The 22,279-nt window shown below is 43.5% G+C and carries 22 protein-coding genes; 17 read left to right on the top strand and 5 right to left on the bottom strand.

Annotated features, from left to right (window positions below; translation table 11 throughout):
* Positions 1 to 143: 143 nt before the first annotated feature.
* The gene (aguA, locus tag MP3633_RS12610) at positions 144 to 1,253 is read right to left on the bottom strand and encodes an agmatine deiminase (RefSeq protein WP_176335809.1); all 1,110 of its coding nucleotides are present in this window, start codon (positions 1,251 to 1,253) and stop codon (positions 144 to 146) included.
* A gap of 417 nt (positions 1,254 to 1,670) precedes the next feature.
* On the opposite strand from aguA, the gene MP3633_RS12605 reads away from it, so the two are divergent.
* Positions 1,671 to 1,940 carry a hypothetical protein gene (locus MP3633_RS12605; RefSeq protein WP_176335808.1) on the top strand — a complete coding sequence of 90 codons (270 nt, stop codon included), beginning with the start codon at positions 1,671 to 1,673 and terminating at the stop codon, positions 1,938 to 1,940.
* An 85-nt stretch (positions 1,941 to 2,025) separates the two neighbouring features.
* Here the strand turns inward: MP3633_RS12605 and MP3633_RS12600 are convergent, their stop codons facing one another.
* The gene (locus MP3633_RS12600; RefSeq protein ID WP_176335807.1) at positions 2,026 to 3,375 is read right to left on the bottom strand and encodes a sigma-54 interaction domain-containing protein; all 1,350 of its coding nucleotides are present in this window, start codon (positions 3,373 to 3,375) and stop codon (positions 2,026 to 2,028) included.
* 153 nt (positions 3,376 to 3,528) lie between these two features.
* Between MP3633_RS12600 and MP3633_RS12595 the strand changes: the two genes are divergently transcribed.
* A complete protein-coding gene (locus MP3633_RS12595) occupies positions 3,529 to 4,014 on the top strand; it encodes a hypothetical protein (protein ID WP_176335806.1) in 486 nt (161 codons plus the stop codon).
* Between the two features lie 38 nt (positions 4,015 to 4,052).
* Here MP3633_RS12595 and MP3633_RS12590 read toward each other — a convergent pair whose 3' ends face one another.
* Both MP3633_RS12590 and hisA read right to left on the bottom strand, forming a co-directional pair.
* Positions 4,053 to 4,847, bottom strand: a complete 795-nt coding sequence (locus MP3633_RS12590; RefSeq protein ID WP_176335805.1) for a hypothetical protein — start codon at positions 4,845 to 4,847, stop codon at positions 4,053 to 4,055.
* 204 nt (positions 4,848 to 5,051) lie between these two features.
* Complete coding sequence (hisA, locus tag MP3633_RS12585) at positions 5,052 to 5,813, bottom strand: phosphoribosylformimino-5-aminoimidazole carboxamide ribotide isomerase (protein ID WP_112137703.1); 762 nt, start codon at positions 5,811 to 5,813, stop codon at positions 5,052 to 5,054.
* Between the two features lie 142 nt (positions 5,814 to 5,955).
* On the opposite strand from hisA, the gene arfB reads away from it, so the two are divergent.
* The 10 genes from arfB (at position 5,956) to MP3633_RS12535 (ending at position 14,173) form a co-directional block, all read left to right on the top strand.
* Positions 5,956 to 6,369: an alternative ribosome rescue aminoacyl-tRNA hydrolase ArfB gene (gene arfB / locus MP3633_RS12580; RefSeq protein ID WP_176335804.1), complete on the top strand. Its 414-nt coding sequence runs from the start codon at positions 5,956 to 5,958 to the stop codon at positions 6,367 to 6,369.
* A 104-nt stretch (positions 6,370 to 6,473) separates the two neighbouring features.
* Complete coding sequence (locus MP3633_RS12575) at positions 6,474 to 7,751, top strand: O-acetylhomoserine aminocarboxypropyltransferase/cysteine synthase family protein (protein WP_112137707.1); 1,278 nt, start codon at positions 6,474 to 6,476, stop codon at positions 7,749 to 7,751.
* A 191-nt stretch (positions 7,752 to 7,942) separates the two neighbouring features.
* Positions 7,943 to 8,158 (top strand): DUF1289 domain-containing protein, encoded by a 216-nt coding sequence (locus tag MP3633_RS12570; protein WP_112137709.1) that lies wholly within the window; start codon positions 7,943 to 7,945, stop codon positions 8,156 to 8,158.
* A 174-nt stretch (positions 8,159 to 8,332) separates the two neighbouring features.
* Positions 8,333 to 8,929, top strand: a complete 597-nt coding sequence (locus tag MP3633_RS12565) for a DedA family protein (RefSeq protein WP_244959628.1) — start codon at positions 8,333 to 8,335, stop codon at positions 8,927 to 8,929.
* Entirely contained in the window at positions 8,926 to 10,059 is a 1,134-nt protein-coding gene (locus MP3633_RS12560) for an ATP-grasp domain-containing protein (protein ID WP_176335803.1), read from the top strand. The genes MP3633_RS12565 and MP3633_RS12560 overlap by 4 nt, the downstream gene beginning before the upstream one ends.
* 73 nt (positions 10,060 to 10,132) lie before the next feature.
* Positions 10,133 to 10,687 (top strand): hypothetical protein, encoded by a 555-nt coding sequence (locus MP3633_RS12555; RefSeq protein WP_176335802.1) that lies wholly within the window; start codon positions 10,133 to 10,135, stop codon positions 10,685 to 10,687.
* A gap of 2 nt (positions 10,688 to 10,689) precedes the next feature.
* Positions 10,690 to 11,421, top strand: coding sequence for an NRDE family protein (locus MP3633_RS12550; RefSeq protein WP_176335801.1), 732 nt, complete (start codon positions 10,690 to 10,692; stop codon positions 11,419 to 11,421).
* A gap of 15 nt (positions 11,422 to 11,436) precedes the next feature.
* Positions 11,437 to 11,877 (top strand): YHS domain-containing (seleno)protein, encoded by a 441-nt coding sequence (locus tag MP3633_RS12545; RefSeq protein ID WP_176335800.1) that lies wholly within the window; start codon positions 11,437 to 11,439, stop codon positions 11,875 to 11,877.
* A gap of 11 nt (positions 11,878 to 11,888) precedes the next feature.
* Complete coding sequence (locus MP3633_RS12540) at positions 11,889 to 12,353, top strand: hypothetical protein (protein ID WP_176335799.1); 465 nt, start codon at positions 11,889 to 11,891, stop codon at positions 12,351 to 12,353.
* 2 nt (positions 12,354 to 12,355) lie between these two features.
* Positions 12,356 to 14,173 (top strand): bifunctional lysophospholipid acyltransferase family protein/GNAT family N-acetyltransferase, encoded by a 1,818-nt coding sequence (locus MP3633_RS12535; RefSeq protein ID WP_176335798.1) that lies wholly within the window; start codon positions 12,356 to 12,358, stop codon positions 14,171 to 14,173.
* Positions 14,174 to 14,218: 45 nt separating this feature from the next.
* Here the strand turns inward: MP3633_RS12535 and MP3633_RS12530 are convergent, their stop codons facing one another.
* Complete coding sequence (locus tag MP3633_RS12530) at positions 14,219 to 15,124, bottom strand: alpha/beta fold hydrolase (RefSeq protein ID WP_176335797.1); 906 nt, start codon at positions 15,122 to 15,124, stop codon at positions 14,219 to 14,221.
* Between the two features lie 362 nt (positions 15,125 to 15,486).
* Between MP3633_RS12530 and MP3633_RS12525 the strand changes: the two genes are divergently transcribed.
* Genes MP3633_RS12525 through MP3633_RS12505 form a run of 5 tightly spaced genes read left to right on the top strand, consistent with a single transcriptional unit; the run spans position 15,487 to position 21,821 of the window.
* Positions 15,487 to 17,061: a cytochrome ubiquinol oxidase subunit I gene (locus MP3633_RS12525; RefSeq protein ID WP_176335796.1), complete on the top strand. Its 1,575-nt coding sequence runs from the start codon at positions 15,487 to 15,489 to the stop codon at positions 17,059 to 17,061.
* 1 nt (position 17,062) lies between these two features.
* Complete coding sequence (cydB, locus tag MP3633_RS12520) at positions 17,063 to 18,199, top strand: cytochrome d ubiquinol oxidase subunit II (protein ID WP_176335795.1); 1,137 nt, start codon at positions 17,063 to 17,065, stop codon at positions 18,197 to 18,199.
* A 48-nt stretch (positions 18,200 to 18,247) separates the two neighbouring features.
* Entirely contained in the window at positions 18,248 to 18,358 is a 111-nt protein-coding gene (gene cydX / locus MP3633_RS12515) for a cytochrome bd-I oxidase subunit CydX (protein WP_112137726.1), read from the top strand.
* A gap of 5 nt (positions 18,359 to 18,363) precedes the next feature.
* Positions 18,364 to 20,142, top strand: a complete 1,779-nt coding sequence (cydD, locus tag MP3633_RS12510; protein ID WP_176335794.1) for a thiol reductant ABC exporter subunit CydD — start codon at positions 18,364 to 18,366, stop codon at positions 20,140 to 20,142.
* Positions 20,139 to 21,821 (top strand): amino acid ABC transporter ATP-binding/permease protein, encoded by a 1,683-nt coding sequence (locus MP3633_RS12505; protein ID WP_176335793.1) that lies wholly within the window; start codon positions 20,139 to 20,141, stop codon positions 21,819 to 21,821. Before cydD ends, MP3633_RS12505 begins: the two co-directional genes overlap by 4 nt.
* The last annotated feature ends 458 nt before the right edge of the window (positions 21,822 to 22,279 follow it).

The following is a 22,279-nucleotide window of genomic DNA, read 5'->3' as shown; positions in this document are numbered from 1 at the left end:
AAACCATTTACACCGATATTACTCTCGGATCCGAGTATTACGAGATTAGCACAGTGTTAATGCACTACAAACAGAAATATATCGCTTATATAAAAGTGCTTGCTAAGTATATTTATATGAAAACATTGAACATTAAATCCGCGTTAAACTATTTTAGTCGAATACTTCCTAGGCACTTGTTGAGTAATACAGTGAATGTTTCCACCGCCTAATAATATATTTCTGGTCGCTACGCCGACGACGTTATGATTTGGAAACGCCATTTGTAATATATGCTTAGCCTGATAGTCTGTTCTTTCATCCAGTAACGGAAACACAACGCGATTATTACTGATTAAAAAGTTGGCGTAAGAGGCCGCAAGGCGTTCACCAATGTGGCGATTCATATAAGGGCTTTCCGCTAAATTTTTGGCTTCTTCTTCAGAGACAAAAAGTGGGCCAGGCATTGGCAACTTGATAATTTCGAACATTCGACCTTTCGCATCGCTTGTTTTGCTTAATACGTTGAACGCATCTTGGCTGATGGCATATTGAGGATCGCTTGGATCGTCACAATACGTCAGTGCGACTACACCCGGTCGAATCACATGCATTATGTTGTCGATATGGCCATTAGTTTCATCGTTATAAAGGCCTTGTTTTAGCCATATAATTTTTGTAACGTTTAAGTACACCTTTAAAAAATCTTCAATGTCTTCTTTGCTTAACTCTGGGTTGCGGCTCGGGTGAAGTAAGCATTCTTCGGTCGTAAACAAAGTACCTTCGCCATCCACGTGAATGGAGCCGCCTTCTAAAATGAAAGGGGCTTTATAAACCACATCTCCTGTAACTGCGGACATTTTTTCGGCCACGGCATTATCTTGTTCCCAAGAATCGTATAATCCATCGAGGTCGCCACCCCATGCATTAAATTGCCAGCTGTTTGCACGGCGCTCGCCTTTGTCGTTTACGACGTAGGTTGCCCCTATGTCACGCATCCAGCAGTCATCAGAAGGAATTTCAAGAATGCGAATCTGGCTTGGTAGTGCGAGACGAGCTTGTTCGTAGTGTTGAGTATCGACAATAAAGGTCACGTCGGTCGCTTGGGAAATTGCCGTAGCGACAGCGACAAATTCTGCTTGAGCGTGCTTGCCCTTCTCTCGCCAGTTGTCTTCGCGAGTTGGCCACGCCATCCAGACTTGCTCTTGCTGTTCGTGTTCCGCAGGCATGCGAAAGCCATCTAGTTTTGGTGAGGTGTACAGTGCAGTGCTCATAACAGTCCTTAATTGTGGCTTTCATACAAGGCAAAGGTTTTGCGCCAATTCTAGGGTAGAGGCGAAAACATTCAAGGATATTTTTGTCTATTTCGGCGTGTTTACACCGTTTAGGCCACATTTTTTGCGTCTTTACAATTACTCGACGGAAACGCTTACCGAGCGGTTTTGTAAAAAATACCTATGGGTAGGGTGGTTGCGATCATGGTGTGTTAGAGGAGGCTGGTAAATGTTGTTTAATATCAGTGTGTTATGCCATTTTTTAAAAATTGGCACGGCCTTCGCAATACTCTAAAGGAAATCAACAACAAGTACAGAAGGTCTTTGGTTCTGGTTGTTGAATTGATCAGTTGGGAAAGCAGGCGTTAAACGTCAAAACAGTTCCCAAAATATTAAAACTAAATGGAGGTTACCATTATGAACATTAAACGCACCCTATTAAACACGGCTTTGGTACTGGTTACAGCGGCTACATTGGCAGCATGCAGCCAAGATTCTGAAGACAAGGTAGAAGACGCCATGTCCAGTGCTGGTGATACCGTTGAGCAAACCATGGACGATGCTGGAGATGCTTTGAATAGCGCTGGTAACTCAATGGAAGACACCATGACGGACGCAGGTAATGCTGTAGAAGATACTTGTGAAGACATTAAAGAAGGCACGAACGCGAAAGACACTGATTGTTAATAGCTTTCATCGACAGCAAAAGGGGCTGGTAATACCAGCCTCTTTGCTAGTTTGACTAGATTGTTTTGATCGTAAGCAAAACGTATTACAACAAATCCGTATTTTCGTATTTATCGAGTTTGTTGTAGAGCGTTTTGACGCTAATACCAAGTTGATTGGCGGTGTCTGTTCTATTGCCATCATTTTTTTTGAGTGTTTTTAATATTGCGATTTTTTCTATGTCGTCTAGGCGCATGCCAATAGGAATCCCCGCTGATTTATCTGTCTCGATGTGGTCATTTAAATCATTGGTAACGAGGTGTTCCGGATAAATAACATGATCCGCCAGAATATAGGCGCGTTCAATTGCATGTTTTAGCTCTCGTACGTTACCAGGCCAACTGTACAGGCTGATTTTTTCTAGGCTTTGTGCAGAAAGTTGTTTGTGTTGGCCATCTTGGTTGTTTCGATACGCTAAAAAATGTTGAGCAAGGCCGCAAGCATCGCCTTCTCTGTCTTTTAGTTTGGGCGCCATAATAGGGAATTGAGCTAAACGAAAATACAGATCTTCGCGGAAAACTTCATCGCGGATGGCGTCACCGAGTACACGGTTTGTTGCGGCAATGATTCGTACGTTAGCTATTTTTACTTGTTGAGCACCGACCGGTTTGTATTCACCGCTCTCGAGTACTCTTAATAACTTTACTTGTTGTTCGTAAGGCATTTCGGTGACTTCATCTAAGAATAGAGTGCCACCTTCTGCTTGCTCGAAAACGCCTTGGTGATCTTTATGGGCTCCCGTGAAAGCGCCTTTTACATGGCCAAATAGCTCACTATCGATCAGTTCAGGACTAAGGGCACCGCAGTTTATTGCGACGAAAGGGCCTTCTGCGCGTTGGCTAAAAACATGCAGAGTGTTGGCAATTAGCTCTTTACCTGTGCCACTTTCTCCCATGATGAAGGCGTTGGCTTTTGTTGCTGCGACTTTTCGAATAGTACGGTATAGCGAATGCATAGCTGAAGAGGAGCCGACTAATAGGCCGAATTGGTCGAGATAGCTTGTTTGTGTGCTGATAAGTTCTTTGGTTAGGTTGAGCTCACAAAAAATTTCTTCTAGTGAAGATTCAATTAACTTTAAGTTGAACGGGGCGCGATAGTGAAATCCAGCGCCTTTGTGCATCAGCTTATCCAATATTGGATCCGGCCCACCTTGGCTGAAAAATAAAAACTCTGTTTGATACAGAATAGGGCTATTAATGAGTTCTTTTAAAGCAGTGTCATGCAATGAATTGACTTCAATGAGAGCGACATCGCATTGTGCAGCCGTGAGCTGATCTAGCCAGTTTTTATCTTGATGGCTAATGTTCAGTTCATACTGTCGAACGCTTTGAATTGAAAGCAAGTTTGAAGCTAATAATGGATCTTGAACATGCATAAATAGCTTTGGTAAAGACATTATTATTTTCCCTGAGTGAAATGAAAAATTCATATAGTAATGAAATCATAGGGTTGAAGCCTCGCATAGTCATTCTCATTTACTTTGCATTAAACACGGCTTTAATCATCCTTATTTGCACAAAGCTCACCCTTTTTTGAAAGGAGTTAGAGAATGCTTGATGGTCATCATTCAGAGACGATGTCTTATCCTAATTCAGACTCGCGTATTTTGTGCGACATGTTGTCGATGTGTTTTGATGGTTTTTCTGCTAACTCCACACTATATGGTCGAGTCAGCAATACACTGGATAAGCATATTTTTAAGAAAGTGTCTTCTTTGTATCGACGACTCGCCGAGCGATTACTGTATGGCGTAGGGGCTTTACCAGAAGATACAGGAACGATGAATCCGGAACCTGGTTATATTGCGATAGCGTATTTATCCGCTCTAAACGCCCCTGAAAAATACGCGTCAAGTCGTGTAATGTCGGTAAACTGGCAAGTCATAAAACGCGTTGGGAAGTTGGTTAGGCTATTGGATGATAAGTTGTTCGCTAATACGATAATCGACTACTTGGTGTGCATTCAGGTGTTGCTGGACAATGTGCGTCACAGACGCAAAGCGGCAAAGCTGATGGAAGGTAAATACAGAGCCTAAAACACATCAAGCTTACGCAGTTTAGGCTCTGTATTTGATTATTTATCAATCACAATACGGTAATCTAACTTACCTACAATACTGCCTTGATTGTCATGTGTTGAAACACTAAAACTGGCGCTGTTCTTTTCTTTGTGTGGATTGACCGTCGCGATGGTTTGGTTATTAACCACCAGTTGGTAAGTTTCTGAAAACGTGATGTGTAAGTCTTCTGATCTTGGATTTTCAAATAAAATATTGTCTTTTAAACGAATAACTCGGCTTTCGCCTCGCACCCACTGGCCTACAAGTGGCTGTGCTTTGAACTTATTACTATTGTGAGTTACGGTCGCTTCGGATAAGAAAATTCGTATCAGATCGCCATCGACCGCAAGTTTCTGACGATTATCAACACGAGCATTTAACACAGCCAGATCCGTATTGGTCTTACTTATATAAGTACGTAATTGCTGAGTCGCAGAGCTGATTTCTTTTTTATTTAACTGCTCTACAGCCATTAATCTTGGAAGCGCAGGCGCGTTCCCGATACGGTTTTTGAGCTCTGTGAAATTTGTATTGGCGAGCTGTTTTTGTGCTTTGAATTGCTCAATGAGTTGATCATTGTTTTCGACAACTGCTGCGGCTTCAGCAGATGTACTTTGCTTCGCTGTGTCGTCTGTAACAGGCGTGATTCTTTCAGCTATATCGTTTTTTGTTGACGTGCTTTTTTCAGTCGTAATGTCCTGAGTTATTGTTTTCTCAGTTTGAGTCGGATGGGATTCTTGTGAAATTGGCATCGAGCAGGCGCTGAGTAAAAGCGACGCAAGTAAAAGGCCAGTACGAAATGTAGGCATTGAAAAATCCTAAGATTGTAAAAAAACAAAAAATAAGTCATTAAGTATGCGGGATGGCGTGTGGTATGTCGAGCTGAAGAACCTTATTAGTGATGCGGAGATTCTATTAAATAATACGTAGATATAGCTCATAATAAAAACCGTGTTTTTAATATGACGGGGATAGAGTAAGGGACAAGCAAACTACTTGTCCCTTACTACGGTTTATTTTTGCGATTGATTCCACAGAATGCATTCGTCTAGTGTTACACCTCGCCCACCAAATATGTCCAGTGCGCTACCAATGGTTAAATCGACTTTACCATTAGACAATTCGTGAACACGCTTAAGGTCCGATAATGACCGTGCGCCACCTGCATAAGTGACAGCGACAGGGCAACCTTGACCGAGCAAGTGGACTAACTCTTCATCAATACCAGCTTGCAACCCTTCTACGTCTGCAGCATGAATCAAAAATTCATCGCAGTGGTTTGCCAGCTCGATCAAGTTCTCTTGATTTACTTGTGTCGACGTAATGGTTTGCCAGCGGTCAGTGGCAATGTACCAGCCGTTATCGGTGCGACGACAGCTTAAATCCAGTACTAGGCGGTCAGTACCCGTTTCACGTTTAATTTTATCTAAACGATCCCACGAGAACTCCCCGTTTTCAAACAAATAAGACGTGACGATAACGTGAGACGCGCCAGCATTTAGGTAGCTTGCGGCATTATTGTGTTTCACACCGCCACCAAATTGTAACCCATCAGGGTAAGCACGTAAGGCGCTGATCGCTTCCTCTTGGTTGCCTTTGCCTAACGCAATAACATGACCTCCAATCAGACCATGCTCACGATACATTGCGGCGTAATGTTCAGCATTGTATTCACTGATAAAGTTTTCTGTGGCTCCTTTGTCATTCAGGCTGCCCCCCACAATTTGCTTAACCTTGCCTTGGTGTAGATCGATACAAGGACGGAATTGGGTCACAAATAACTCCCTATTTATATAAAAATGTAGAGGACAGATTATAGCGGATTAGTTTCCTATAAACGATGCGCCAAAGCATATACTTCATAAGCCTGTTACAATCGAGGGCCAAATAGATGAATAGATTTATAAAGCAAATAGTATGTTGCAAATTACCCTCGCTGTGGCGATCCCAGACCACGAAATAGAATTGACTGCGATACGAGCCCAAGGGGCAGGCGGTCAGAATGTGAATAAAGTGTCTTCTGCTATCCATCTTAGGTTCAATGTAGCCAATTCCTCGTTACCTGAATTTTATAAGGAACGGCTGCTTGCATTGAGTGATTCACGACTCACCAAAGACGGTGATATCGTCCTTAAGGCACAACAGCATCGAACGCAAGAGCTCAACCGCGAAGACGCATTAACACGTTTGAAGGCGCTAATCCTTGAAGCGGTGCGCGTACAGAAAGCCCGTCGTCCGACAAAACCGTCTCGCTCTTCCCAAAGGAAGGGGATGGACCAAAAGAAACAGAAAGGTCAAATTAAAAGCTTGAGACGCAGTAATTGGGATTAGGATTTTACGCAACATGATGAACAATACTTGTTTTTCCAATTAGTCATACCCTTGTAGTATGGTGACGTTACTTTTTTGGAATAATAAAAATAGGTTTGTTTACCATGAAATTAGAATCTCTTGCACTGCATCACGGTTATACATCTGAAGCGACTACCAAAGCGGCGGCTGTGCCTATCTACCAAACGACGTCTTATACTTTTGATGACACTCAGCATGGCGCTGATTTGTTCGATCTAAAGGTAAAGGGCAATATTTACACTCGAATCATGAACCCAACCACCGATGTATTAGAGCAGCGTGTTGCGGCGATGGAAGGCGGAATTGCTGCTTTAGCGGTAGCATCTGGTATGGCCGCCATTACATACGCGATAGAATGTGTATGTGAAGTTGGTTCTAATATCGTGAGTACTAGCCAGCTTTATGGTGGCACTTACAATTTATTTGCTCATAGCTTTCCACGACAAGGCATTGAAACCCGTATGGTTTCAGCGGATGACTTTGCGGGTTTTGAAGCGGCAATAGATGATAATACCCGCGCTATTTTCTGTGAATCGATTGGTAATCCTGCCGGTAATATTGTTGATATCGAAGCGTTAGCCGCCATCGCGAATAAGCATGGAATCCCTCTTATTGTTGATAACACGGTGGCGACACCATTCCTATGTCGTCCTTTCGAACTCGGTGCGCATATTGTTGTGCATTCTTTGACAAAATACATTGGCGGTCATGGCACGACTGTCGGCGGTATTATTGTTGATTCCGGTAAGTTCGATTGGGTGGCCAACAAAAAGCGCTTTCCTATGCTGAACGAACCAGATCCGTCTTATCATGATGTTGTTTACACTGAAGCGTTAGGCGCAGCGGCTTATATTGGTCGTTGTCGAGTGGTTCCACTACGCAACACAGGGGCTGCGTTATCGCCGCACAGTGCTTTCTTGATAATGCAAGGTTTGGAAACACTGGGCCTAAGAATGGAGCGTCATTGTTCTAATGCTGAGACATTGGCTGTTTTTCTTCAGAATCATGAGAAAGTGAGTTGGGTCAATTACGCCGCGTTGCCAGAAAATAAATATAATGAAATGAGCCGACGTATTACCAGCGGTAAAGCATCTGGTGTATTGAGCTTTGGTATTAAAGGCGGCATTGTAGCGGGTACACAATTCATTGATGCATTAGAGATGGTATTACGTCTCGTAAACATTGGTGATGCTAAATCTTTAGCTTGTCATCCAGCTTCAACAACACACCGTCAATTAAACGATGAGGAGTTGGCGAAAGCGGGCGTTAGCCGAGACCTTGTTCGTATTTCAGTAGGAATTGAAAACATCGAAGATATTATTGCCGATATCACTCAGGCACTCGATAAAGTAACGGTTTAATAGTAAACATGGATAGAAAGGTAGGGTTGCCACTGAGCGATCCTACTTTTTATGACAATGAAAGAATCGTGTATATTTAAAAATGTTTTATCATGGCCGACTATAATACGTTTTAAGTCATTACGTGAGGTTACTTTCTGGGATTGTTTTCTAAAGGGATTGGTTAAGTAATCGTCTATTTGGGGATTTAAATGGAAAGATTAACAGCGAAGATAAATGGTAATGACGCCGATCAGGATATAAAGAGTCCTTGTATCCGACAATGTTGTCTTGATACTGATGACGTCTGTGTTGGTTGCTATCGTACCATCACAGAAATTATGGACTGGCATCAATCAACCCAAAATCAAAAAAAAGACATATTAACCCGTTGTTTGTTACGTAAAAAACAACGCCCCCATTCATAATATCGACTCTTTTTACCTCCTTCTTTTAGTGTAAGACTCTTTCTTCGCAAGTCTCTTTAAGTTCTTTTTGAGTTTTTTTCATTCCCACTGTAATAAATCGATTTTCACTAACGTCTAACCTATAGTTACAGAGAGAGTGTGCTTGGTATTTTGCCAAGTTTTGGGACGAAGTTTGTGGGTGCCTTTACGTTGATTTCAGAATTTCAGACATGGCTAGTTTCGGGTTCGGCGTCTTTCGCGTTGTTAAGTGTTGGTATTGTATTGCTGTCTTACTTACTCGAAGACCTTGCCATTGCAACGGCGGCAATCTTATCTGCTCAAGGATCATTGCCTCCTAGTCTTGCCTTGTTGGCGATTTTTATTGGCATTGTCACGGGGGATCTTGGATTGTACATTTTGGGCAGTTATACCCGGAAAATACGATGGTTGCGTTATCGAGCGTTAACCAATGTGTCTTATAAACGGGTTAAACGTAATTTGCAGCAAAGAGCCTTCCTAAATCTTTTCATTATCCGTTTTATCCCTGGATTACGTACCATAGGATTTACGTTAAGTGGTTTTCTTCCTATTCCTCTTCCTCTCTTTTTGAGTGCGGTCCTTCTTGCTTCTTCGATTTGGACACTGTTGGTATTCACACTTATTTATCTCTTAGGAAGCAATGTGTTGATGTTGTTATCAGAATTTAAATGGGGGCTTATTCCTGTGGCATTTGCTTTGTTGTTTTTTATAAACCGTTTTCTTAATAAGTCTTTTTCAAGAGGTTTGTCATGAGCTCTATGCTAGGAGGGCAGTTTATTGAGCCCAATAAAATCAACGCAGGTATGCCATTTCTCCAAGTCGATGAAAAGGCCAGTATTTCGCCTTATGAGTTTATGCCCAGTTGGTTCTTTTATGCCCCTGTTGTTGTGCAAAGCTTGTTACTTGGCCTTCGCCATGGTGATGTCTGTTTGCCGCTGATTGCGAACCCAAGTATTAAACTGAGTGGTATGGTGGGTGAATCTAAAACCGATATCTTAAACTTGGCTGGCCCCATAGCAAAACAATGGATCGAACCTTTTATTACGCTTACAAAAAGCGAAGAGGGTTTAGCGAGTCAGTTAGACGCGGCATTACAAGCTATGGACTCGGCAGCGTTGTCTTTTCCAATTGTGGCTAAACCGGATTTGGGCTGCAGAGGCGTGGGCGTCAAATTGCTGAAATCTAAAATGCAGCTTCATGATTATATTCAAGATTTCCCTTCATCTGCCCGATTTTTATTACAGCGAAAAGCGCCTTATCAAGCTGAAGCTGGCGTGTTTTATGTGCGCTATCCAGGTCAGAATGAAGGTGAAATTATTTCCATTACTTTAAAGTACACCCCTAGTGTAGTGGGTGATGGAACGCACAGTTTGAGACAACTAATTGAACGTTGTCCTCGTGCTGGCCAATTGACACATTTGTATTTTCCTCGTCATACCCAAAAGCTGGATTGGATACCTGAAGCCGGAACCGAATACCCGCTTGCTTTTGCAGGCAGTCATAGTCGCGGCTCTATTTTTCGCAATGGTAATCAATACATTACACCTGCGCTGACTCGTAAATTGGATGACATCCTAGCGGACGTTGATGGCTACTATTATGGACGTTTGGACATTAAGTTCGCTGACATAGAATCCTTTATGGCGGGGGAGGATTTTTCCATTTTAGAAATGAACGGTGCCAGTAGCGAAGCTACCCATATATGGGACAGAAATACCAAGCTTTTGGATATTTTTAGTACCTTATTAAAACAGTATCGAATTCTGTTTGATATTGGCGTGTTACAGAAAAAACGCGGAATTAAAACACCCACTATTCGTGCGTTATTAAAAGCATGGAGAGAGGAGAAAGCGTTGACACAACACTACCCAAGTACAGATTGATACCGTGAGCTCACGTTGATCCTCTCAATGAATTATCTAAAGAATTATCTAAAAAATAGTAAAGGCAATCATTATGCATTCGGTGTTAAAGAAGACAGAGAACCAAGCGACTGATCATGCTGTTCATTCGTCAGCGATTGAAGGCTGCCTAGAAGTACTTACTCAAGCGTCTCGATGTCTAGATATGCTGGATGATGAAGATTATAAAGCGTCAGTGAAGCCTTATGTTACCAGTTCTATTGGGGAGCACTTTCGTCATTGGTTGGATGTTTTTCAGGCAATATATCAAGCGGATATGGTGATTGACTATAACAAACGACGTCGAGGTCATGCGGTAGAAACATCACGGTTAATTGCTCAGTCTGAAATCGCTGAGTTAACAGATTGGCTAATGAGCTTATCTGAAAAAGAGCTTAAAAAAACCGTGAACCTAGTGACAGAGGTAGCGTTATCGCATACGCAGACGTGTTTTATGTCGTCTACGCTAGAGCGTGAAATTACCTTTGCTGCCCTTCATGCCAATCATCACTTTGCGATGGTGAAAGTCACGGCGAATTTGATGAATAAGCCGATTGAGGCTGACTTTGGTATCGCACCAGCCACTGCTTCTTTTTTACGAGGCCAATAACGATGTGTTCCGTTTCTTGGTGTATTGACGACTCAGGCTACCAAATATTTTTCAATCGAGACGAACAAAAAACACGTGCTCCCGCATTGGCACCACAATCTTTTTTTCAACAAGAGACACACGTTTTGATGCCAATTGACCCAGTTGGGCAAGGAAGCTGGATTAGCTTGAACGAATACGGGTTGTCTTTGTGCTTGTTAAATAATTATCAGGGTACAAAACCAGAAGGTGAGCTCATTAGCCGGGGGCAATTGCTCAAACGGTTATCGAGTGAAGCGGATTTAGCACAGGTTGAAGCGCATTTTGGCACGCTTACCCTTGAACAGTTTGCGCCTTTTACCTTACTGGCGTTTGAGTTGGAGAATAGCAAGGTGCGATCGTTTGAATGGGATGGAAAGCAGGCTTGCATTAGTAATGCTGTGTCGCCGCATTTTTCTTCTGCGGTGGCGTTAGACAACGTCTCAGAGTATCGGCAATCGGTTTATGAACATGAGCCAATGAAAAACACCGAGGCGTTATTGATGTTTCATTCTCAGCATCATCCAGAGCATTCGCACATGTCGGTTTGTATGCACCGAGACGATGCTCAAACCGTTAGTTTTACGCGTATTCAAGTATCCAAAGACAGTATGCAAATGAATTATGTGCCGGGATCACCTTGTACTCATTTGTCACCGCAAACAATGGCGGCCTTGGCGTACCGTCTACCCAACACCATTTCATTAGTGAGTTAAGACTAGGAGTCTGATATGACACGTTTATTTGTTTTTATGACTTTTTTCTTGAGCAGTATTACTTATGCACAAGATGCCATTTATACCGGTTTTTTTAGCAGTAAAGCACTTAACGGCTACGATACGGTGGCGTATTTTACTGATAACCAACCTGTCGAAGGGAATGCAAAGTTTGTAACGGAATATAAGAATGCAGATTGGTATTTTGTTTCGCAACAACACTTAGATATGTTTTTGACGGAACCGGAAAAATACGCACCACAATACGGTGGTTATTGTGCTTGGGCTATTTCGGCACAAAATGACTTTGCTTCTTCAGATCCGACTCAGTGGGCAATTGTCGACGGAAAGCTCTATTTGAATTACGACCGTGACGTTAAAAAAAAGTGGGATAGGGATCCGGCTTTACACATCCAACAAGCAGATGCCAACTGGCCAGCGTTGATTAACAAATAAGGTTAAGAAGAATGAAAAAGTCATTATTAAAATATGGACCAACAGTATTTATTGCTTTTGTTTTTGTGCAGTCATTGTTTTTTAAATTCACCGGTTCTTATGAAACGAATCATATTTTTGGTGTATTAGGAGACTGGTCTGGATTGGCTTTTTTTGGTGAATATGGGGGTTATATCATTGGGACAGCAGAACTGATTGCTGTGATTTTATTGTTTACTCGTGTTCATGGTCTTGGCGCTTTGATGAGTTTGGGGATTATGTCTGGCGCGATTATTTTCCATTTATTCACGCCACTTGGCATCGTCATGCCGGAATTTAACGAGGTAGGTGACATTGTTGGTAACGATGGTGGTTTGTTGTTTGGTATGGCGTGTTTGGTTTGGTTGAGCGCGGCTTTTTTATCATTCCGCGATCTAACAAACCGTCAAGGTACCTTATATAAAATCGCTGATAAAATAGTCAACCAAGGAGCCTAGTCATGTTGGACAGTCCTTTTCGTTTACCAAGAGTCACGCCATTTGGCGTCGGAGAATTTATTGTCGAATGGGCAACAGGGCTCGCTAAATTAGATCGACTGTACCAACAAAGGCCCAGCAGACAGACCAGCTTTGAGTTTATGCGTTACACCCTTGACGCGTTGAATATTGATTATTCCATTGCCAAAGGCAGCGTTGGGAATATTCCGCAAGACGGTCCTGTGGTGATTGTGGCAAATCATCCGCTTGGCGCTATTGAAGGTGTTGTACTGGCCGACTTGGTGGGACGAGTGCGTCAAGACGTCAAAGTATTGGCCAATGAATTGCTTAAGCGCTTGCCCGAAATAAGTGATTTATTCATTGGTGTGGATGTCTTTGGCGGAAAGTCAGCGCAACGAACCAATGGTCAAGCGATTCGTGATGCACATCGACACCTTGCTAACGGTGGCGTCTTGATTGTTTTCCCCGCAGGGGAAGTGTCGACTTATCCTAAACGGACTTCTTTTAAAAAAGAGCGAACCTTGGCTGACATAGAATGGAGTCAGTCAGTGGCCAATTTTCTAAAGCGTAGCCAAGCCGTCACGGTTCCCATTTTTATTAATGGACAAAACAGTGCTTTGTTTTATCAAGCCGGTCGTGTTCATCCTTTGTTACGCACGGCCTTGCTGGGCAGAGAGCTATTGAATAAAAAAGCGTCGCGGATCGATATTTCTATAGGTAGTGCGATTCCTTTTTCAGAGTTGAGTCAATTTGAGAACAGTCAAAATCTAGTGAGTTATCTGCGTTTAAATACCTACTTGATGAGCCCACAGCAAATCAACACAACCGCAAAACGCAACGAAAATACTGATTTACCAATTATTGCGCCTATCGCCCCAGCCGTCTTAGACGAAGAAATTGCTAATCTGCCCGATGACATGCTGTTGTTGGAGCAAGGTGAGTTCCGTGTGTATTGTGCGCCAACGCAATCTATTCCTCAGTTAATACAGGAAATCGGCCGTATTCGAGAAGAAAACTTTCGAGCGGTGGGAGAAGGCAGCGGTTTGGCCTGCGATTTAGACGAATACGACCTTTATTATCATCAACTTTTTGTTTGGCATAAGAGTAACAAAGAGGTTGTCGGTGCGTATCGTATGGGAATGGTGGATAAGCTCATCGCTGAGCATGGCTTAGAGGGTTTGTATTCTCGCAGCTTGTTTCATTATGACCAGGCTTTTATCGATACGTTAGATTATAGCCTTGAAATGGGACGTTCGGTGGTCGCTGCCAAATACCAGCGTAACCTAAATTCGCTGCTGATGTTGTGGAAAGGCATTGCGACGTTTGCTCATCGAAACCCAAAATACACGCATTTATTTGGCCCTGTGAGTATCAGTAATGACTATAGCCATGTGTCTCGCCAATTAATCGCAGCGACCTTGTCTATTCATCATTATGATAAAGAAAAAGCGGGCTTGGTGAGAGCTTCTACGCCGCTAAAAAACAGCGGTGATATTTTCTGGAAACCTAATCTGTTAGCGGCATTGACGACTGTTACTTTGTTGTCGAAAATATTGTCAAGAATGGAGCAGGGTAAAGGGTTACCTGTGTTGATTCGTCAGTATTTAAAAATGAACGGGAAGTTGGTGTGTTTTAATGTAGACCCTGCTTTTCATGACTCCCTGGATGGTTTAATTGTGGTTAATTTGAAAGACGTTCCAGTGTCGATTTTGGCCAAATACATGGGACGTACAGAAGCGGAAGCTTATTTAACCGATACCAGTTTGGCAGACCCTACTCTAGTAGGTGACAGTCCAGTAGATGAAAACTCTGTACTGTAAGTTGGCGCATCAAGATACATAATCACAGAAAGCCATCAGGGACGTTTATTTCGAACTGCGTGTGTTCATGTCTCGAATGGCTTTTATGACTTTATCTTGGTGCTGTAGGTTAATAATGTGACCAGCCCCTTCAATCATTTCAATGCGTAGCTCGCTATTTTCAAATAAATGGGTGGCGTATTCTGCATTTTTAGGATCGACTAAGGTGTCTTCAGTGCCTTGTAAGAGGCTAATTGGAGTGGTTAATCTGGTCATTTTAGACTGAGCCAGTTTTAAGCTGTTGGTTAACTCTAATACCTCCATATTGGAGTTATTCCATAGGTCAGGAATGATCAAGCTTGGCGTCCAATCCAATAGAGTATTATACCAACGAGCCTTTGCTAGAGACGGTTCTAAGTCTCCTGCCAAAATGACCACACCGCGTATAAAATTAGGATAATCTGCTGCTAAAATTGGCACTAAAGACCCGCCCAATGAGTGACCGACTAAGATGATTTTTTGTTCTCCATTATGTTGCCAAATGTTTTTTAGCATCGGGCCGATCATATCGGATTGAGTTTGTAATGCCGCTGGGAAGTCTCCTGAATGAATTGATTTACCCCAGCCAGGTCGATCTATCGCGATAATACGAAAACTGTCTTTAAAGACATCATCTTGGAAGTAACGAGCAAAAGAGGACCAGTCGCCAGGCGTACCATGCACAAACACAACCGTATCTCGGGGGGTATTGCTCGGGTCGCTGTTCACATAGTGAAGTTTGAATTCACCTTTTGGGCCTTTCATATACAGAATATGGTTCTGAATGGTGCCCGGTGTATTCATGACCTGTTGAGCAATCTCTTTATTTTCTTCGATTTCTTTTGGCATCGAACAAGCGGTTAATGCCATCGCAAAAAAACCGATTAGACAGAGCGTCAGGTTGGAATGCACGGTGTTCAAAATCAATTTCACGGATTAGGCTCCAAAATGTAAAAATGGCCATTTTAAAGATGGCTGGTATATGGGAACGCGTAATGTATTTGCGAATGATTATACCTTTATAGACACTAACAAGTGCTTATCATTTTAACGGATGGCTAGAAGTCTATTGTATTCACGTGTGACCGGGCATCTTTTTACCTACTTATTTCTTTCACTCTCTTTATCTTGATCTAACGCAATGTTTTAAAGCGGAACTGCACTCATAATTGTGCCTTATAGTAAGTCTCAAGTGATTTGGGGCTTCGGTGGGCGTTAGATAATAAGAACACTCCGCAAGGAATAGGTGTCTGCAAGCGTCTTTTTTCTCAGTCAAATGAATGGGTTTAAGTCATATGATTAACGAAGCTGTAGTGGAATTATCGCGGTTTCAGTTTGCTCTCACTGTTATGTACCATTATTTATTTGTCCCTTTAACACTAGGGATGGCTTTTTTATTGGCAATCATGGAATCGGTTTACGTGATTACCGGCAAGCAAGTCTACAAAGACATGGTGAAGTTTTGGGGTAAATTGTTTGGTATTAACTTTGCGTTAGGTGTCACAACAGGTTTGACTATGGAGTTCCAGTTCGGGACAAACTGGTCTTACTATTCTCACTATGTTGGTGACATTTTTGGTGCGCCTTTGGCCATCGAAGGTCTGATGGCTTTCTTCCTTGAATCCACATTGGTGGGCTTATTCTTCTTTGGCTGGGAACGCCTAAGTAAGTTAAAACACTTAATGGTGACGTGGGGTGTGGCGTTAGGTTCCAACTTATCGGCATTGTGGATTTTGATTGCCAATGGTTGGATGCAAAACCCAGTTGGTTCAGAATTTAACTATGAAACCATGCGAATGGAATTAGTGGATTTTGGCGCTTTGATATTAAACCCAGTGGCGCAGGTGAAATTTGTTCACACTGTTTCTGCGGGTTACACCACAGGCGCGATGTTCGTTCTTGTTATTTCAAGCTACTACTTACTTAAAGGCCGCGATCTTGCGTTTGCTCGTCGTTCTTTTGCCATCGCGGCTGCGTTTGGTTTAGCGTCTATCTTGAGTGTTATCCTTCTGGGTGATGAATCAGGTTACGAGCTAGGCGAAGTCCAGAAAGTGAAATTGGCAGCGATAGAAGCAGAATGGGAAACTCAGGAAGCCCCTGCAGATTTCACCTTGATAGGCTTTCCAAACCAAGAGCTTGAAGAAACCGAGTATGCGATCAAGATTCCCGGATTAATGGGGCTCATTGCAACACGTTCTCTCGACACTGAAGTGGAAGGTATCAAGGAGCTGAAAGCGCATAACCGTCAACGTATTATCAATGGCATTTATGCAAATCAATTGCTTGAAAAATTGCGCAGCGGTTCCACCGATCCACTGGTGAAAGAGAACTTTGAGAAAGTAAAAGGCGATCTTGGTTACGGTTTGTTAGTAACGGCGTTTAATGAAGATATGAATAAAGTATCGTCAGAAGACATCGATATGGCGGTAGATTACTCTATCCCAAAAGTGGCGCCACTGTTCTTCGCTTTCCGTATCATGGTGGGTTGTGGTTTTGTGATGCTCTTCGTATTTGCGGCGGCTTTCTACCAAAATGCGCGTCGCCGTATCGGTCAAAATCCTCTTTTCTTGAAATTCATTATGGTGTGCTTGCCGCTGCCTTGGATCGCGAATGAAGCGGGTTGGTTCGTTGCCGAATATGGCCGTCAACCGTGGGCTATTGGTGAAATATTACCGGTTCATGTGGCCGTGTCTAGTTTAACAGCCACCGAAATTTGGATCACCATTGCAGGCTTCACGATCTTGTACACTGTGTTCTTGATTGCCGAGATGTATTTGATGATTCGCTTTGCGAAGCAAGGGCCTTCTAGTTTGCACACGGGTCGTTATGCACTTGAACAAGAAACTGCTCAGTTAAAGCAGGAGGTATAAGATGGATTACGAACTATTAAAAGTCATTTGGTGGGTATTGATCGGTGTTCTACTGATTGGTTTCGCCGTGACTGACGGCTTTGATATGGGCGTCGGTAGCTTGTTGAAAGTGATTGGCGGTACAGACTCTGAGCGTCGCATCATGATCAACTCGATTGCGCCCCATTGGGACGGTAACCAAGTATGGTTTATCACAGCAGGCGGTGCGTTATTCGCTGCTTGGCCTGTGGTTTACGCGACGTCTTTCTCTGGTTTCTATTTTGCGATGATGTTGGTGTTGGCGGCGTTGTTCTTTCGTCCAATTGGCTTTGACTACCGTTCTAAGTTAGAAAACTCAAAATGGCGTAATAGCTGGGATTGGGGCATCGTCTTTGGTTCTGCTGTTCCACCTATCATTTTCGGTGTGGCGTTTGGTAACCTGTTACAAGGCGTACCGTTTGAATTTGATCAATACTTGCGTTCAACGTACACCGGTTCTTTCTTTGGCTTGTTGAACCCATTCGGTATTCTTTGTGGTCTGGTTAGCTTGATGATGCTGATGACACAAGGCGGCGCTTGGTTGCAAATGAAGACAGATGCAGAGTTGCATCGCAAAGCGTCTATGGCAACCGCAGTAACAGGAACTTTGGCAGCGGTCTTGTTCATTGTTGCTGGCATATGGTTGGCTTTCGGCATCGATGGCTATGTGCTTACCAGTGTTATTGATGGTAATAAAGCCATGACACCCTTGATGAAAACCGCCGAAGTACAGCCGGGCGCATGGTTAGCAAACTATGACAAATTCCCAGCGCTTATCTTGGCTCCACTTATCGGTATTGTTGGTATGTTGTGCGCGGCATTGACAGCGGTGATGAAGAAGGGCGCTTTGTCTTTCTTGAGTTCATCTCTGGGGATTGCGGGTATTATCGTCACAGCGGGCGGTTCTATGTTCCCGTTCTTGATGCCTTCTTCAAGTAATCCAAACATGAGTTTGACTATGTGGGACGCAACATCAAGTGAAAACACCATGATGATTATGTTTGTGGTGGCTTGTATCTTCGTTCCTATCGTTTTGCTTTATACCTTGTGGAGTTATTTCGTGATGTATGGTCGTTTGACCAAGAAGCACGTAGAAGAAAACACGCATTCTCTGTATTGATGATTAGTTAGGTAGGGCTCGTTGAGCTCTACCTTAGAGGAATAAAATATGTGGTATTTTGCTTGGGTTCTAGGTGTTTTATTAGCCTGTTCTTTCGGTATTATTAACGCCGTTTGGTTAGAGTTTAGTGGTTATGACGGTGAAGAGGAGCAAAAGTAAACTCAATGAGAAAGAACAAGGAAGCAAAAAAAGCAGGTCGAGCGGGTCGAATTAAAACCCCTGAAGCGATATTTTTAGGGGAATTAGCGAACCAGCAGTCATCAAAATATCGACTTGCTCAAGGCTTTGGTGTGTTGTTCGCGGTGTCGTTAGTGCTTCAAGCGTGGGCATTGGCGAATGTGTTTTCGGACATGGCTCTGCACCAGTCTTTTTCCTTGTCTCTTTTAATCGTAGGTTTATTTGCTTTGTTACTGCGGGCTCTGGCCAACTTTGGCCGAGAACGCATTTGCACCAGCGCAAGCCGTGACATTCGTTACGGCTTGCGTCGTAAATTGGTGTCGCATCTTACTGAGTTGGGTCCCGCCCGCTTAAGAATAGAAGAAGATGCGGCGCTGTCTACACGCGTTTATGAACAAGTTGATGCGTTAGACGATTTCTTTAGTCGCTATAAACCACAAGTGTTTATGGTGACCTTAATTCCCTGTGTGATTCTACTGTCTGTTGTTTCTGTTTCTTGGGTCGCTTTTTTCGTCTTCATGATGACCGCACCGTTAGTCATTATCTTTATGATATTTGTGGGTCACAAAGCCGCTCAGGCTAATCGACGTCAATTCAGTGTCTTGGCAATGTTATCGAATCAGTTTATGGATTTGAGTCAGGGCTTATCCGAATTAAAACGTCTTAATCGCACTAGTGAAGCCAGAACTCGATTGTCAGAGAGTGCTGCGGCGTACCAAAAAACGACGATGAGCGTATTAGTGTTGGCCTTTTTATCTACGGCGACATTAGAGCTTTTTGCGTCGCTTTCGATTGCGATGATCGCTTTGTATCTTGGCTTAGGCTTGTTAGAAATATTGCCGTGGCAAGTGGGTGAGTCCCCCGTTACTTTAACCCAAGCCATGTTTTTGCTATTGCTCGCACCGGAGTTTTATTTGCCGTTGCGCCAGTTAGGAAATGACTACCACGCGAAGCAAAAAGCGGAAGCCGCCGCGACGGATTTATTGGAAATATTAAACACCGCAGTGGCGAGGCCTAATACGGCTAAATCGACCGTTTCTAGTGTCCATTCATCTGCTTCTGAAACAACAATTAATAAAACATCTAGCAAGAATTCACCTCCCTTTATGTGTTTCCAAAACCTAAGCTGGTGTGAAGAAGGGCGTTATCGATTAGCGCCGATCACCGCGAATATCAACAAAGGTGAGCGCGTCTGGATGAGCGGTGAATCTGGCGTAGGGAAATCCAGTTTATTGCATCTTTTACTGGGTTTTGAAGAAGACTATCAAGGCCAGTTTTTGATCAAAGGAAAACCCTTTCATATTGTGAGTTTGCCCGAGTGGCGAGCTAAATTAGCTTGGTTACCGCAAATACCCGAATGGGTGAACGGCAGCATTCGTCGAAATTTGCTTTTAGGTCTTGGAAGTAGAGAGGGCATCGAAGCGCCGAGCGAAGAAGAATTACAAACTGCTTTGATGAAAAGCCAATGTGATGAATTTATTCACGCCTTACCAGCAGGATTAGAAACCAAACTGACAGAGCTTGGCTCAGGATTATCTGGCGGACAAATGCAACGCCTTTCTATTGCACGGGCGCTATTGTCGAAAGCGGATGTTTGGTTGCTCGACGAGCCTTGTTCTGGTTTAGACAAAGAAACCGCGCAGGCGGTATTAGAGACTCTAGATCACGTATCAAAAGGAAAAACCTTACTGATCGTTAGTCATGACACGCATCCAATAGTGTGGGCAGACAAACACTGGGCGCTGACAAAAGAAGGTTTTGCATGAGCATTCGCGTAAAGAAAACCTCGACACTATCACTTAAAAAACTGTTACTGGCAAACCCTTGGGGCTTTGTTATTCCCGTTATTTTGGGCGTGGTTGCCAGCTTGGCAAGCGTGGCTTTATTGGGCATTTCTGGCTGGTTTATTTCGGCGGCGGGCTTAGCAACAACAATGGGCGTTGGCCTCATTTTTAATTACTTAACACCCGGCGCGATTGTTCGTTTTATGGCGATACTTCGCACCTCCGGACGCTATGGCGAACAAGTCACAGCTCACAATCACTTATTGGGTTTACTGCGTATTTTACGCCTTTGGGTGTGGGATCAGCGTGTCGCGAAAGACCCGGCCAATTTACACGAACAAAGCCGTGGTGATTTATTACAGCGCTTAGTCAGCGACCTTGATCAGATCATTCGATGGCCGTTGGTGGTATTTCTACCTTGGGTTTATGCGTTATTGAGTTATGTTGCGGTGTCGGTTTTGGCCTATTTTATTTTACCTGCATTGCTGTGGCCATTAGCGATTTCAGCCGTGTTTCATGTCTTCATTGTGCCGTATGTGTGTGGGTATTTTGCCAGTCACGCCGTACACGTAGGGCAGATTCTCGGTGTGCATCGTCGTAGTCGTTTTGTTAGCTTGTTTTCCGCATTAATTACTTTAACCATTCGTGGTCATTGGAAAGATTACGCGCAACGCCTTGATCAACTGGACGAACGTCAAAGGCTGACGGAAATTCGTATCCAGCAAGCGGTGAGTACGGGGCGGTTACTGGCCTATGTTGTGACCATTATGTTGTTCGTCAGCTGCTTTTATTTGCTCAGTGAGTATCAAGAAGGCCTTAACCTAGAAAATACGGGCAGTTGGATGCTGGTGGACGGCGTGCAGGGTACTTGGGTCATTGGCTTCATGTTGTCTTTATTAGCGGTCAATGAATTGGTTTTGCCATTAGTGCAATCCTTTGTGGCGCAAGGGCAGTCACAAGTAGGCTTGCGTCGGTTGAATCAACTCCATCAAGAACCCAATCACCAACCTGACAATAAAATTAATACAATCCAACGGATGAAATTTACCCACTGGCGCGGCTTTCATGCGTCTAGCGGCATGGGCAACCAAGCTATCGACTTTCAAGTCGAAGCAGGCGATACCGTTTGGATACGAGGTATGAGTGGGTCAGGTAAATCGACATTATTAGCAGCAATCGCCGGTGATTGTTTATCATCTGGTGAAGCCTTAATGAATGGCGAAAAATGCGATGTATACAGCAATTCGTCCTATCAATCGCAATTGAGCTACCTGCCTCAATCACCGTATATATTTCAACAAAGCATCGCGGCCAATCTACTGCTTGGCGACCCTAACGCGACGGACACTCAGTTATGGTCAGTATTAAAAGCGGTTGCCTTAGCCGAATGGGCAAAAAGCCTACCAAACGGCTTGGAAACCTTACTAAGTTCCCAAGGGCGAAACTTATCCGGAGGCCAACGCAAACGCCTCGCGTTAGCGCGCCTACTGCTAAGACAATCACCCGTCTTACTGCTAGATGAACCATTCGATGGACTAGACAAAGCCACCATAGAAACGATTTGTCATTCACTGCAAAACGACTACAAAGCGGATATTTTGATCCTAGTTAGCCATGTGAGTAACCGCATCGGCGACAACGCCAGAGTCATAGAGCTCTAGTTCTTATTCCCTCCCCTTATGTCTTCGAAGGGGAGGGCTAGGGAGGGGTTAATCTCTTCTTTTGTTCCATTCAAACGTTTTGTATTCCCAGCCTTTTTTCCGCTCTGCTGAGCGGGTAACTTTTTGCTAGCGCCCAAAAACTTCAGTTTAAAGGAAAGCAAAAATTCGCTTTAAGATCTTTAATGCCTGATTTTCGTCATAGGAGCATGATTGTTGCCTACGCTCGTTATATCGTAAGGCATAGATTGTTCAATTGGTGGGAGATAGACCGTCAAAAAATGACCCTGAAACTCCATAAAGTCGCGCAACTTCGTCGCGTCGAACTGACTTATTCGGAATTTCAACGCTGGCAAAACCGTAGGACGGATGAGCGAAGCGTAATCCGGCAGAGAAAGCGAAGCTTTCATTGTGGGTCGGGGCTTTAGCCCGACAATCTATTGATACAGGCCTAATAAAGA

This window comes from Marinomonas primoryensis (assembly GCF_013372285.1).
Lineage (GTDB): Bacteria > Pseudomonadota > Gammaproteobacteria > Pseudomonadales > Marinomonadaceae > Marinomonas > Marinomonas primoryensis.
This window is presented reverse-complemented; position numbering and strand designations above follow the sequence as displayed.